Origin of the sequence: Micromonospora arborensis, assembly GCF_003205615.1 — a bacterium.
Taxonomy (GTDB): domain Bacteria; phylum Actinomycetota; class Actinomycetes; order Mycobacteriales; family Micromonosporaceae; genus Micromonospora; species Micromonospora arborensis.
Window position 1 is genome coordinate 1 of the sequence record NZ_PYBV01000036.1, and the last position, 13,736, is coordinate 13,736.

The 13,736-nt window shown below is 73.9% G+C and carries 12 protein-coding genes; 6 read left to right on the top strand and 6 right to left on the bottom strand.

From position 1 onward, the window contains the following. Positions 1 to 29: 29 nt before the first annotated feature. Complete coding sequence (locus tag C7C45_RS25490; protein WP_110566395.1) at positions 30 to 1,451, bottom strand: hypothetical protein; 1,422 nt, start codon at positions 1,449 to 1,451, stop codon at positions 30 to 32. Positions 1,452 to 1,596: 145 nt separating this feature from the next. On the opposite strand from C7C45_RS25490, the gene C7C45_RS25495 reads away from it, so the two are divergent. From C7C45_RS25495 to C7C45_RS35565, 3 genes are read left to right on the top strand one after another with little or no spacing between them, the layout of a single operon-like run. Next, complete coding sequence (locus C7C45_RS25495) at positions 1,597 to 2,271, top strand: glycosyltransferase family 2 protein (protein ID WP_110566248.1); 675 nt, start codon at positions 1,597 to 1,599, stop codon at positions 2,269 to 2,271. Next, on the top strand, positions 2,268 to 2,948 hold the full coding sequence (locus C7C45_RS25500; RefSeq protein ID WP_110566249.1) for a TIGR04282 family arsenosugar biosynthesis glycosyltransferase: 681 nt from the start codon (positions 2,268 to 2,270) through the stop codon (positions 2,946 to 2,948). The genes C7C45_RS25495 and C7C45_RS25500 overlap by 4 nt, the downstream gene beginning before the upstream one ends. Continuing rightward, a complete protein-coding gene (locus tag C7C45_RS35565) occupies positions 2,945 to 3,649 on the top strand; it encodes a class I SAM-dependent methyltransferase (RefSeq protein WP_280101395.1) in 705 nt (234 codons plus the stop codon). Before C7C45_RS25500 ends, C7C45_RS35565 begins: the two co-directional genes overlap by 4 nt. 4 nt (positions 3,650 to 3,653) lie before the next feature. On the opposite strand, the gene C7C45_RS25510 is transcribed toward C7C45_RS35565, so the two are convergent. Next, on the bottom strand, positions 3,654 to 4,667 hold the full coding sequence (locus C7C45_RS25510) for a sensor histidine kinase (protein ID WP_110566250.1): 1,014 nt from the start codon (positions 4,665 to 4,667) through the stop codon (positions 3,654 to 3,656). Beyond that, entirely contained in the window at positions 4,660 to 5,352 is a 693-nt protein-coding gene (locus C7C45_RS25515) for a response regulator transcription factor (protein ID WP_110566251.1), read from the bottom strand. Before C7C45_RS25515 ends, C7C45_RS25510 begins: the two co-directional genes overlap by 8 nt. Positions 5,353 to 5,648: 296 nt before the next feature. On the opposite strand from C7C45_RS25515, the gene C7C45_RS25520 reads away from it, so the two are divergent. Next, positions 5,649 to 8,594, top strand: a complete 2,946-nt coding sequence (locus C7C45_RS25520) for an Hsp70 family protein (protein WP_110566252.1) — start codon at positions 5,649 to 5,651, stop codon at positions 8,592 to 8,594. A gap of 184 nt (positions 8,595 to 8,778) precedes the next feature. On the opposite strand, the gene C7C45_RS25525 is transcribed toward C7C45_RS25520, so the two are convergent. Then, entirely contained in the window at positions 8,779 to 9,237 is a 459-nt protein-coding gene (locus C7C45_RS25525; RefSeq protein WP_146247406.1) for a Rieske (2Fe-2S) protein, read from the bottom strand. A 167-nt stretch (positions 9,238 to 9,404) separates the two neighbouring features. Between C7C45_RS25525 and C7C45_RS25530 the strand changes: the two genes are divergently transcribed. Next, a complete protein-coding gene (locus tag C7C45_RS25530; RefSeq protein ID WP_110566254.1) occupies positions 9,405 to 9,977 on the top strand; it encodes a nucleosidase in 573 nt (190 codons plus the stop codon). A 10-nt stretch (positions 9,978 to 9,987) separates the two neighbouring features. On the opposite strand, the gene C7C45_RS25535 is transcribed toward C7C45_RS25530, so the two are convergent. Both C7C45_RS25535 and C7C45_RS25540 read right to left on the bottom strand, forming a co-directional pair. Next, entirely contained in the window at positions 9,988 to 11,166 is a 1,179-nt protein-coding gene (locus C7C45_RS25535; RefSeq protein ID WP_167454827.1) for a low temperature requirement protein A, read from the bottom strand. Between the two features lie 158 nt (positions 11,167 to 11,324). Then, positions 11,325 to 12,506 (bottom strand): low temperature requirement protein A, encoded by a 1,182-nt coding sequence (locus C7C45_RS25540; RefSeq protein WP_167454828.1) that lies wholly within the window; start codon positions 12,504 to 12,506, stop codon positions 11,325 to 11,327. A gap of 196 nt (positions 12,507 to 12,702) precedes the next feature. On the opposite strand from C7C45_RS25540, the gene C7C45_RS25545 reads away from it, so the two are divergent. Further along, positions 12,703 to 13,728 (top strand): sugar kinase, encoded by a 1,026-nt coding sequence (locus C7C45_RS25545; protein ID WP_110566257.1) that lies wholly within the window; start codon positions 12,703 to 12,705, stop codon positions 13,726 to 13,728. Positions 13,729 to 13,736 lie beyond the last annotated feature (8 nt).

Consider the following 13,736-nt stretch of genomic DNA (forward strand, 5'->3'; position numbering starts at 1 on the left):
ATCCGCCCTGACGGAGGTGATCTGCTCGTCTAGGACACCGTCCAGAGAAGGTGGTTCACCGCCAGCGCGGTCGCCGCCTGCCCGGCCAGCCACCAGCGCCGCGACCCCACCGGCAACCAGGCGGTGGCCACCAGCAGCCAGACCGTGAACGGCAGCCAGATCCGCTCCACCTCGGCCTTGCTCAGACCCGACAGGTCCGCGCCGAGCACCGCCAGCGCGGCGGCCAGCGGCAGCAGCACCGTCGGGCCGGCCGCGCGTACCGCCGCCGACCCGACCAGCCGGCGGGTCGCCCGCCACCGGCCCACCGCCGGGGGCATCCCGAGCACCGGGGGTCGCCGCCCGGCGGCGGCCAGCGCCCGGCGCAGTGCCGGCCCGAGCACCGGCCCGGCACTGAGCAGCAGCGCGGCCAGGTTGGCCCACACCCAGTAGCCGTACGGCCGGTCCGCCGCCCACCCCTGGTAGTACCGCTCGACCACCAGTTGGTAGCCGACCCACCACTGGAAACCAGCGGCGACGAAGACCCCCGTCACGGCAGCCACCCCGGCGCACGCGGCGAGCAGCGCACCCCACCGATGGGTACGCCGCAGCGCCAGCACGACCAGCGCCAGCACCCCGACCAGCAGGAATCCGTACGACAGGTGCAGCGCGAAGCCGAGCAGCACGCCGCCGAGCGCGGCGACGGCCCGGCCGCGTACCGCCAGCAGGGCCAGGCCTGCGGCGACCACCGCGGCGAAGATCCCGTCCGCCGAGGCGCCCACCCAGACCGCGCCGGGCAGCAGCACCAGGAACGGGATGACCGCGCGGGCCGCGTCGGCCGCGCCGAGCGCTCGCAGGGCCACCGGCACCGACACCGCGACCGTGGCCCCGAGCAGCACGCAGGCCAACCCCGCGGCGGCACCCCCAGCCAGGCCGACCCGGTCCAGCCAGACGAAGATCAGCAGGGCGCCCGGCGGATGACCCGCGGTGTGGGTGGACCAGGCGGCGGGCTGGAAGTCCAGGATCCGGTCGGTGAACCCGGTCAGCATCGTCGGGATGTCGGTGACCCCGGGCACCTCGTGCAGATACTCGGCCTGCGCGGTGAGCCGCCGGGTCAGGCCCTCCGTCCACCCGTCCACCAGGGCCAACGACAACGTCCACGCCACGGCCGCCAGCCACGCGGAGATCAGCAGCAGGCCCCACCGGGCGGTCCGGGCCCACCGCGCCCCCCAGCCCACCACCGCGACCGCGACCAGCAGCGCGGCGGGGCTGCCCCAGCCGAGGTGCGGTCGCCAGGTCGCGTAGACCGGGGCGGCGTCGGCGTGCAGGCCGGCGTCGCGCGCGTTGAGCAGCGCCCCCACCAGCACGGCCACCGCGAGCAGCGCCACCTCCACGCCCAGCACCAGCAGGTCGCCGGGCAAGCGGCGGGTCGGCGTGCGTCCGTCGGTGGCAGGGAGAGCGGTGGTCGAGGTCATGACCACCGGACGGTACGGCGGCCGCTGGCCTCCGGGGAGCGGAACCGCCGGCCCGTCATCGGACGGTAAGAAATGCGCAGGTGGTAAGGGTTCGGTAAGCACATTCCGGCCTCCACGGCCCGAGCGCCGTCCTAGCGTCGGCGGTATGCCGACTCAGATCGACGTGGTGCTGCCCTGCCTGGACGAGGCGGCCGCCCTACCCGGCGTACTCGCCGCCCTGCCGCCCGGCTACCGGGCCATCGTGGTGGACAACGGGTCCCGGGACGGCTCGCCCGAGGTGGCGGCCCGGCACGGCGCCCGGGTGGTGCACGAACGCCGCCGTGGCTACGGCGCGGCGGTGCACGCCGGGCTGGAGGCTGCCGACGGTGAGCTGGTCTGCGTCCTCGACGCCGACGGCTCGTTCGACCCTGCCGAACTACCGGCCCTGGTAGCGCCGGTGCTGGGTGGTACGGCTGATCTCAGCGTGGGCCGGAGACGGCCGGTCGGGGCCGGGGTGTGGCCGTGGCACGCCCGTGCCGGCACGGCGCTGGTCGCGGCGTTGCTGCGCCGTCGGGGCGTACCCCTGCGGGACCTCAGCCCGATCCGGGTGGCCCGCCGCGACGCGCTGCTGGACCTCGGCGTTGCCGACCGGGCCTTCGGCTACCCGCTCGAACTGCTGATCCGCGCGGCCGCCGCCGGTTGGCGCATCCACGAGCTGGACGTCACCTACGCGCCCCGGGCCGCCGGCACCCGCTCCAAGGTGTCCGGCTCGGTCCGGGGCACCCTGCGCGCCACCCGCGACTTCGCCGGCGTGCTGCGCACGGTGGACGGCCCCCGGTGACCGTCCTGCTGGTGGCCGCCAAGGCACCGGTCCCCGGGGCGGTGAAGACCCGCCTCTGTCCGCCGGCCACCCCTGCGCAGGCGGCCCGGATCGCCGCCGCGGCGCTGTGCGACACCCTCGACGCGGTCCGTGCGACCCCCGGGGTGATCCCCGTACTGGCCTGCGCGGGCCCGCTGACCGAGGCCGAGGACTTCGTCGAGTTGACCGCCGCGCTGCTCGGCTGGCCGGTGTTCGAGCAGCACGGCGAAGGTCTCGGCGACCGGCTCGCCAACGCGTACGCCGAGGTGGCGGCCGCGTACCCGGGCCGACCGGTGCTGCAGATCGGGATGGACACCCCGCAGGTGACCCCGACCCAGCTGGCCGCCGCGGTCCGCCGGCTGCGTACCGCCGACGCGGTCCTCGGCCGGGCGCACGACGGAGGCTGGTGGTCGCTGGGCCTGCGCGACCCCCGGCACGCGAGTGTGCTGCGTGCGGTGCGGATGTCGACGCACGACACCGGCCGGGACACCTGCGAGGCGTTGACCGGGCGAGGGCTGCGCGCCGCGCCGCTGCCGGTGCTGCGCGACGTCGACGAGTGGCCCGACGCGCTCGCGGTGGCGGTCGAGGTGCCCGAGAGTCGGTTCGCCCGGCAGGTCGCGGCGGTCCACCACACCCTGGTACCAAGGGGCCGCCGGTGAACCCGGTCGACACGCCCCTGCGGGTCGCCGTCCCCGACGGGCCGTCCGGGAACGGCGGAGCGGACGGGTTCGCTGCCGTACTCGCACAGCGCACAGCCAGCGGGCATTGGCTGATGTACGGCGACGGTGTCCGCAGCCCACTGCCCGTGGACCGCTGGCACGGCCGCGCCGAACCGGCGGTCGCCGGGCTGGTCGACCGCTGTGTCGGGCCGACGCTCGACCTCGGCTGCGGGCCGGGCCGATTCACCGTCGCGTTGGCGCAGGCAGGGTTGACGGCGGTCGGTGTGGACGCCTCGGCGGTGGCGGTGCGGCTGACGCGTGCCCGGGGTGCGGTGGCGCTGCACCGGGACCTGTTCGCCGCGCTGCCCGGCGAGGGCCGGTGGGCGCACGCTGTGCTGATCGACGGCAACATTGGCATCGGTGGGGACCCGGTCGCGTTGCTGCGCCGGTGCCGGGAGCTGCTCGTACCCGGCGGCACGGTGCTGGTCGAGCTGGAGCCGCCCGGCGCCGGGCTCTGGCAGGGCCAGGCCCAGGTGGCCGCCGCGCAGCGTGCCGGTCGGTTGCTGCTGGGGCCGGCGTTCCGGTGGGCCCGGCTCGACGTACGCGCCGTCCACCCGGTCGCCGAGGCCGCGGGCCTGTCCGTGCGGGAGGTGTTCCGCCGTGGCCGGCGCTGGTTCGGTGAGCTGAGGTCGGCCCGGTGAGGGGTCAGGCCGCCGGAAGTTGGATGACGAAGCGGCAGCCGCCGACCACGTTCTGCACGTCCACCCGGCCGCCGTGCGCCTCGACGAGGCCCCGCACGATCGCCAGACCCAGCCCGCCGGAGCCCTCCCCGCCCGAGCGGGGAGTGCGAGCCGGCTCCCCTCGGAACGCCACGTCGAACAGGCGGGGCAGGTCGTCCTCGGGGATGCCGCCACAGGTGTCGGCGACCGCCAGCCACGCGGCGTCGCGTTCACGCCCGGCGTCGACCCGGACGGTGCCGTCGCTCGGGGTGTAGTGCACGGCGTTGAGCAGCAGGTTGCCCACCACCCGGGCCAGCTCGGGCTCGCTGGCCAACACGGTCGGCCAGCCCGACTCGGCGGCCACCAGCCGGATACGTCGGGCTTCGGCCAGCGGTGCGGTGCCGGCCAGGGCGTCGGAGACCACCTCGCCGAGCGGCACCGCCGACAGCGTCAGCCGCAGTGCCCCGGCGTTGATCCGGGACAGCTCGAACAGGTCGTCGACGAGCCGGGTCATCCGGTCGGTCTGCCCGCGGATCCGCCGGTGGTACTCGGCGACCGTGGCCGGATCGTCGACGACCCGGTCCTCCAGCGCCTCGGCCATCGCCCGCAGGCCGGCCAGCGGTGTGCGCAGGTCGTGCGACACCCAGGCGACCAGGTCGCGGCGACCCTTCTCGACCCGCCGTTCCCGCTCCCGGGCCTGGTCCGCCCAGACCGCGGCGGTCGCCAGCCGGCGCCCGAAATACCAGCCCACGCCGAGGCTCACCGTCGCCGCCGCGGCCACGGTGAGCAGGACGACCTGGAGATCGTGTCGGGACAGGAACATCGCCTGGGCGACCACCACCACACCTGCCACCACGGCGGCCACGGTGACCGTGAGCAGGACGCACACGTGCACGGTGATCGACCGGTCGCGCAGCAGCCGCAGCGCCAGCGCCCCGAGCAGGCCCACGCCGAGCGCCGCCGCGAGCGCCGACCCGAAGATCAGCGCAAGGTCACGCATCGGCCGGCTCGTACCGGTAGCCGACGCCCCAGACCGTGACGATCCGTCGGGGTTCGGCCGGGTCGTCCTCGATCTTCTCCCGCAGCCGCCGCACGTGGACGGTCACGGTCGACTGGTCGCCGAAATTCCAACCCCACACCCGTTCCAGCAACTCGGTGCGGCGAAACGCCCGGTTCGGGTGCCGCATCAGGTGCGCCAGCAGGTCGAACTCACGCAGCGTCAGGGCCAGCTCAGCGCCGTGCAACCGGGCGATCCGCGGCCCGGTGGCCACCTCCAGACCCGCGTCGACAAGCAGCTCGGCCGCCGGCACCGCCGGCTCCCCGACCCGGCGCAATACCGAGCCGACGCGCAACACCAGCTCGCGCGGGGAGAACGGCTTCCCCAGGTAGTCGTCGGCGCCCAACTGCAGGCCGAGCACCCGATCCGCCTCGTCGCCACGCGCGGTCAACATGATGATGGGTACGCCGTCCGGCCCCTCCCGCAGCCGTCGGCACACCTGCAACCCGTCCAGCCCGGGCAGCATCAGATCCAGCACCACCAGGTGTGGCGCCCGATCCCGTACGGCGTCCAGGGCGGCCAGCCCGTCCCCGACGTGGCTGACGTCGTAGCCGGCGTGTTCCAGGTAGCGGCACACCACATCGCTGACGGTCCGGTCGTCGTCGACCACGAGCACCCGCTGCGTCACCGGCCACCTCCCCGGCCAGCCTAGCCAGCGCCGTTACCGTCGGCGACCGCGCAGATCTTGCGATCCCCTTACGTCCCGCCGTTCCGCCCCTGGCGCGGCGGGGTCCGGCGTGGCGCTCCGTGCATGATCCACTCCATCTCACCGATATTGCGGTGTCCAGCCGCTCGGAGGCCGCTAGGTCGCCGACCTGGAGTTGATCAGGAGCCCGTCCCCCTGACCGAGTGATCAGCAGGGCGGCGCGGCCTGCGTACGATGCGGGGTCGAGTCCCCCTCGTCACGGCGGAGGTATCGGGTAGATGGCAGGCCAGCACGAGGGTTTCGCCCTCGGCGTCGACCTCGGTACGTCCAACACCGTCGCCGTGTTGCGCTGGCCGGACGGGCGGACCCGCCCGTTGCTGATGGACGGTCAGCCGGTCAGTCCGTCGGCCGTGTACGCCGACCCGGACGGCACCCTGCACACCGGCTGGGACGCCCGACGGCTGGCGCAGGCCGACCCGGCGCGCTTCGAGGCGAACCCGAAGCGTCGGGTGGACGAGCCGACCGTACTGCTCGGCGACCGTTCGTACCCACCGTCGGACCTGCTCGCCGCGGTGCTGGCGGCGGTCGCGCGGGCCGCGGTGGGCACCGTGGGTTTCCTGCCCCCGGCCGTGCTGACCTGCCCGGCGGCGTGGGATGCGACGCGGCGGCAGGTGCTCGCCGACGCGCTGCTGCAGGCGGGCTGGCCGCAGGCGGCCGAGCACACCCTCGCCGGGCCGACGCCGCCGGGCACCCGGCTGCTGCGGGAGCCGGTGGCCGCCGCCCGCTACTACGCGCAGGTGCTGCACCGCCCGGTGCCGGTCGGCGACGCGATCGCGGTCTTCGACTTCGGTGGCGGAACGCTCGACGTCGCGGTGCTGCGCAACGAGGGCGCGGACCCCTGGGGGGACTCCGGCTTCACCGTGGTCGCCGACGGTGGTCTGCCCGACCTGGGCGGCCTGGACCTCGACGCCGCACTCGTGCAGCGGGTCGGCGAGTTGGTCGGTGACCGGCACGCCGCGCAGTGGGCCCGGCTGACCCGACCGGCTGACCCGGCGCAGCGCCGCGACCAGGTGCGGCTCTGGGACGAGGTACGAGGTGCGAAGGAAACCCTGTCCCGGTCCACGACGGCACCGGTCGCGGTGCCGGGGGTGGCCGAGGCTGTCCGACTGACCCGGGCCGACGTCGAGCGCGTGGCCACACCGCTGCTGCGCCGCGCGGTGGACCGGGCCCGGGAGGTGATCGCGGCCGCCGGGCTCAGCCCCGACCAACTCGCCGGGCTGTTCCTCGTCGGCGGCTCGTCGCGGATTCCGCTGGTGGCCCGGATGCTGCACGCCGAGCTGGGGGTCGCGCCGACCGTGCTCGACCAGCCGGAGCTGCCGGTGGCCGAGGGCGCGCTGACCGACCTGCCGCTGCGCCGACCGCTGCCCACGCCGGCGTACGCCGGGCCGCAAATCGCCGCACCCGCACCACCCGCACCGACCCCCGCGAGTCCGCCCGCACCGACCCCCGCGAGTCCGCCCGCACCGACTCCCGTGAGTCGGCCGGCACCGTCCGCGTCGGCCGCAGCGACTGTGCCGTCCGCACCGCCCGCGCCGACTCTGCCGGCTGGGACTGCGTCGACCGTGCCAGCTGGGGCTGCGTCGACCGTGCCGGCTGGGACTGCGCTCGCTGAGGCTGCGCCGACGGTGCCGGATGGGTCTGCGCCGAGTGTGCCGGCCGGGGTTGCGCCGACCGTACCGTCGCAGCCGTGGCCGGGGGCGATCCCGCCGACCGTACCGTCGCAGCCCTGGCCCGGGTCGACGCCGCCGGCGGGCCCGCCCGGGCCGGGCTGGTCCGGTGCGGCGCCGCCCTCGCCGGCGGGCGCGGGGCGTTGGCGGCGGGCGCGCTGGGTGGTGCTCGGCGCGGTGGTCGCCCTGGTCGGGGTGGCTACCGCGGCGACGCTCTACTTCACCCGTGACCGTTATCCGGATCTGGAGTTCCGGTCGCTGCAGGAGCTGTCCCGGCCGGCGGCCGGCGGGGAGCGCCCGGCCGGCATGTGGACGGCGGTGCTCGGCGACCGGGCCTACCTCGGGTACCCCCTGCCGGACGACCGTCTGGAGGTGGTGGCGGTCGACGCCGGCACCGGCGACGAGCTGTGGCGCAAGGCGACCGACGTACGGGCCGACGACTGGGAATCGATCATCGCCGTCCCGGGGGCGGTCGCGGTCCTCGCCGATGCGCCGGGCGACAGTACCCTCCGCCCGCTGGCCGTCCTCGACGGTCGTTCGGGCACGCAGCGGTGGCAGCGAGCGGTCCGGGGCGACGACAACGTCTACTTCGCCGATGACACGGCGGTGCTGGTGGACCGGGCCGAGGCCCGGCTGGTCGGCCTGCGCCTGACCGACGGCTCGACGAAGTGGACCGAGCCGAACCCCCGCGACCAGTACGACGGCAGCCGTACCGTGGTCCGGCCGGTGGGCACCGATGCGGCGGCGGGCGGGCCGGCCTTCCTCGACGGCACGCCCCGCAACCCGTGGACGAGCAAGGGGCGGCGACTCGTCCAGGTGGGTGCGGACCGGTCGGTGCGGCTGCTCGACATGGAAACCGGCAAAGTGCTGCGCCGGTGGGGCAGTGTCGCCGACCTGGACGACCTGGTGGTCGCACACGAGGACCGCCTGTACGTGGCCGCCAACGAGGGCGGATACCAGTTGCTGGCGTACGACCTGGGGTCCGACGCGGAACCGGTGGTGCTCCACCGCTCCGGGAACGACGACTACCGCCCGACGGAACTGGTGGCCTGCGGCGAACGGCGGGCCTGCCTGTTGCAGGTGCCGAACAACGACGTCCAGCGCACCGAGGTGGTGGCGGTGAGCGAGGGAGAACACGCGATCACCTGGCCGGCGCCGGGCGTGACCGACCTGGTCCCGTTGGGTGAGCAGGTGCTCGCCCAACGGGAGTCCTCGGAGCCGAAGGCGACCCTCTTCGACGCCGCCGGCAAAGCGGTGCTGCGCGACCGTGGCGGCGTGGCGGTCCGGCTGGACGAGGGCAACCTGCTGGTCTTCGCCAAGGCGCCCAGCATCGTCGCGGACAGTCGCGTGCTGGCCGGTGTGTGGGCCGAGTCCGGTGAGGTCGACGAGTTGGGCGAGCTGAAGGACGTCCGCAGCGAGTCCTGTTCGTGGAACACCCACGTGATCGCCTGCGGCGCGGAGAAGGACTTCGTCCTGTACCGCTTCGCCAACGACTAACCCCCGGGCTGCCCCGCTGCCCCGCTGCCCCCTATCCCTGCCGCGATCTTGCACTTTCTGCCGTTGCGAATGCGGCAAATTCGGGCAGAACGCCAACCGAAACTGCAAGATCGCGGGAGCGGGGAGCGGGGAGCGGGGAGCGGGGAGCGGGGAGCGGGGAGCGGGGAGCGGGGAGCGGGGCTGGTTAGGCGTGGGTGATGTTTTCGCCTTCGACCTTGACTGGGATTTCCGTGAGGCCTTTCGGGGCGGGGCCGCCCAGGCGGGCGCCGTCGCTGGGCGAGAAGGTGGAGTTGTGCGCGGGGCAGGTGACGACCCCGTCGCGGGGTGCGCCGACCCGGACGCCCTGGTGCGGGCAGGTCGCGTCGTACGCCTTGAAGGTGCCCGCCTCGGGCTGGACGACCAGCACACCGGCGCTGACGGTGCCCCCGCCGACCGGGACGTCTCCGGTGCGGGCCAGCACGGTGCCGGGTGTGGCAGCCGCCTGACTGTCCGTCGGGCTGTCGCCGGCACCGCAGGCGCTGAGCAGCCCGGCGGCGCCGACGGCGCCCACCCCGGTCAGCAACCCGCGCCGGCTCAGGCACCAGCGGTTGTCGCGGAGGAACTCCTGCCCGTCGTACATCCTGGTCACCTCTTCCGTCGGCACACCGCACCCCTCCGGTGGCTCGCCAGCTCAGCCTGCCCCACCAGGCTGGACGCGCGATGCGACCAGCCTGGACGTTGGCTGGACGCCCGAGCGCCCACCGCCGGAGGCTGAGCGTCGCCGCCGAACCGGCCGAGAGTCGCCGCCGGGCCGACTCGTACGATGCTCCGGTGAATCTTCGGGGTACGGTGCGCGCCGATCGTCCGCTGGTGGTGCTCGCCGTGGGCGAGGAGGCCAGCTACCTGCCTCCCGAGTTGCCGGTGCTGCTCACCGGCATGGGCAAGGTGAACGCGGCCAGCGCGGTGGCCGCGGTGCTGGCCGCCGGGCCGCGACCCTCGCTGCTGCTCAACCTGGGTACGGCCGGCGCGTTGCGCCCCGGGTGGGCCGGCATCCACGAGGTCGCCACCGTGCTGCAGCACGACCTGGACACCGACCTGCTGCGTACCCTCACCGGCGAGACCTACGGAGCGCCACTGTCGCTGGCCTCCGAGGGTGCGGTGCTGGCCACCGGCGACACGTTCGTGGCCGACGACGCGGCACGGGACCGGTTGGCGCAGCGTGCCGACCTGGTCGACATGGAGGGGTACGCGGTGGCGTGGGCCGCCGCGCAGGCCGGTGTGCCGTGCCGCCTGGTCAAGCAGGTCAGCGACGAGGCGGGGGAGGGCGCGGCCCGGACCTGGCGGGAGTCGGTGGACGCCTGCGCCCGGGACCTCGCCGCGTGGGCCGCTCGACACTTCGCCTGACCGAGCAGGGTCAGTTGTCGGGTCGCCGTACCCGCAGGCCCGGCGTGGTCTCCCGGGTCGCTCCGGGAATCAGGATGTGACTGGTCAGCCCGAGCGCCACGACCGTGGTGACCAGCAACGGCGGCCAGCGGCCGGCCCACGGCAGCGTCAGCAGCGGCAGGGGGAGGCAGAGCATCCGCCGCCACGGCACGAGCATGGATATCAGCAGGGTGAACAGGACGCGGCCGATCACGAACAGCGCCGGGCCGCCCACGATCAGTAACAGCCATCCCACCGGCGTGGTGCCGGTCGGCCGGCTGACGACCAGGTCGAACGAGGCCGCCGTGCAGACCACCCCGGCCAGCATCACCAGATGGGTGTACGGAGCCACCCGCGCCGGCCGTCCCGCCCTGGCCCCGGCCGCCAGCAGTTCGCCGGCCCGGAACACGTAGACCTGCCAGAGCAGCAGCATGACCGCGAACGCGCAGAACAACGTGGCGACCCGGAGCCCGCCGAACTCGCCCCGGCTGACCTGCAGGGTGGGCACCAGGATGATGTCGCCGAGGGCCAGGATGACGAACTGCTGGTACCGCTCGCCCAGATGCTCGGTGGTCCGCGCGTACTGGTCGAAGGGCACCCGGCCCAGCCAGGGCGTGGGGTAGCGGGCCGCCGCGGAGAGCAGGTCGATCGCGATGGCGATGCTCCAGAGGGTCCAGTTCACCGTGCCGGACAGCGCGCCGGTGATCCAGAGGACGCCGGACACCAGGAACCAGAAGAGGAACCGGGCGGCGCGGATCAGGGCCGACCGGTGATGTTGTTGGTGCAAGCTCGTGATCAGGATGATGCCGCGAATCACGTGCGTGCCGACGTACGCGATGGCGAAGACCATCGCGTGCCCGCTGGAGACCTTCGGCAGCGACGCGGCCATCCCCACCGACCCGACCATGGCGACCATCAGGATGACCTGGATCGGGCGCTGCTGCGGATCGTAGAACTCGGTAGTGGTGGAGGTGACCGACCAGGTCCACCAGATCGCCGTCAGCATCAGCAGGACCGTCGCGGCGCCGGACCAGGTGTGGCGTTCGGCGAGCAGTGTCGAGGTCAACGCGAGCGAGGCCACGAAGACCACGTCGAAGAGCAACTCCAGCAGCGTGGCCCGGGTCGATCCGTCCGGTTGGCGTACCAGTGCCGCGGTGCCTCCGGTGGTCATGCCCGGCCTCCCGCCGTGTCTCCGAGGATTATCGGCGGTGCCGGCGCGGCCCGTCCCTGGATCGGCGATTCCCGCCGGTCCGGGAAGAGGGCGGCCGGAGGTTGCCACGGGACATCTCCGGGGCGGGCCGAGTGGACCGGCCGGCACCTCGCCTGAGGTCAGTCGTCGGTTGGCCGTGCGTTCAGCCCCGGCCTGGTCTCCCGGTCGCTGCCGGGGACGACGATGTGACCGGCCAGCGCGAGCGTCGCGACGGCGGCGACCAGCAGCGGCGGCCAGCCGCCGGCCCACGGCAGCACCAGCAGTGGCGCGAGCTGCCAGGCCACTCGCCGCCATGGCACGGTCCAGGACACCAGCAGGGCCAACAGGACGCGACCGAGCACGAACAGCGCCGGGCCGCCGATGATCAACATGAGCCACCGCACCGGTGTCGTTCCGGTCGGATGGCCGACGACGATCTCGAACGAGGCCGCCGTGGCGACCACACCGGCCAGCAGCACCAGATGGGTATAAGGAGCCAGGCGCACCGGCCGGTGCGCCTTGGCCTCGGCCGCCGCCACCAACTCGCCGGCGCGGAAGACGTAGATCTGCCAGAGCAGCAGCATGGTGGCGAATGCGCAGAGCAGGGCGACGACCCGGAGAAATTCGAGTCCGCCCCGGCTGACCTGCAGGGTCGGCAACAGGACGATGTCGCCGAGGGCCAGGATGACGAACTGCTGATACCTCTCGCCCAGGTGCCCGGTGATCCGCTGGTACTGGGCGAGGGGCACCTGGCCGAGCCGGGGGGTGGGGTAGCGGGCCGCCGAGGCGACCAGGTCGATCGTGATGGCGATGGTCCAGAGCGCCCAGTTCGGACTGTTCGACAGCGCGCCGGTGACCCAGAAGACGCCGGACACCGTGAACCAGAAGAGAAACCGGGTAGCGCGCTCCCTGGCCGTCTGGTGCCCCCGCCGGTGCAGGGCGACGACCAGGATGATGCAGCGAGACAGGTGCGTGCCGACGTACGAGGCCACGAAGAGCAGCAGGTGCCCGACGGTGATCATCGGCAGCGCTACGGCCATCCCCACCGAACCGACCATGGCGATCATCAGGACGACCTGGATCGGGCGCTGCCGTGGGTCGTAGAACTCGGTCGTGGTCGCCGTGAGCGACCAGGTCCACCAGATGGCTGTCAGCATCAGCAGCACCTTGGCGATGCCCGACCAGGTGCGCTCTTCGGTCAACAGTGTCGATATCAGCGCGAGGGCGGCCACGAAGACCACGTCGAAGAGCAACTCCAGCAGCGTGGCCCGGGTCGACCCCTCTGTCCGGCGTACCAGCGCCGCATTCCCTTCGATGGTCATGCCTGGCCTCCCGCCGTATCTCCCGAGGATTATCGGCGGCAGCGGCATCGCCCGTCCCCGGATCGGCGATTCCCGCGGGCCGGGGAAGACGGTGGTCCGGGTTGCCACCGGCCACCGTGCAACGGGTTGCTCGTCTCGCGTGGGGCACCTAGGCTCGGCGACGCCCAGGACCCCCGCCGCGAGGACGTGTGCCCCGATGTCGACCGAGCCTCGACCTGACCAGGTGACTGTCCCGGCGGTCTTCCCGCCGGTCGAGGTGGCCGCGGTGGGGGAGACGATGGTGGTGCTCTGCCCCGCGCCGGGCGAGCCGCTGGAGCACGCCGAACGGGTCGCTGTCTCGGTTGGCGGGGCGGAGTCCAACGTGGCCGGATACCTGGCTCGGCTGGGGCACCGGGCGGCCTGGGTGAGCAGGGTGGGCGACGACCCCTTCGGCCGGGCCGTCGTCCGGCACGTCGCCGCCGCGGGCGTCCGCGTCGACCAGGTGAGCGTGGACCCGGGCGCCCCCACCGGCATGTACGTCAAGGACCCAGGCCCGGACGGGACCGCCGTGCACTACTACCGGGCGGGGTCGGCGGCCTCCCGTATGGACCCTGGCACGCTGGCCGCCCCGGGGCTGGCCGGTGCCCGTGTGCTGCACCTGTCCGGGATCACCCCGGCGCTCTCCGCCTCCTGCCGTGCGCTGGTCGAGCACGCGGTGACCAACCGGCCGCTGGGCGGGGCGCTTGTCAGCTTCGACATCAACCACCGGGCCCGGCTGTGGCCCGCCGAGCAGGCCGCGCCGGTGCTGCGTGACCTTGCCGACCGCTGCGACCTGGTCTTCGTCGGCCAGGACGAGGCGGAGACGCTGTGGGGCAGCGCCGACCCGATGGCCGTACGCCAACTGTTGCCCGGCCCGGAGACGGTCGTGGTCAAGGACGGCGCGGTGGGTGCCACCGCACTGTGCCGCGACGCCGAGCCGATCTTCGTCCCGGCGCCCCGGGTGACGGTGGTGGAGCCGGTCGGCGCCGGAGACGCGTTCGCGGCCGGTTACCTGGCCGGACTGCTGCGCGGCCTTGATCCCGTTCGGCGGTTGCGCCTCGGTCACCTGGTCGCGGCGCAGGCGTTGACCAGCAGCGGCGACAACGCCCCGGTCCCGCCGTGGGCCTGGTTCGAGAGGCTGATCGACGCCTCCGCCGACGCCTGGTCGCCGCTCGATCTGACCGGCACACGGGCGACGACCTGAGTCGTGTC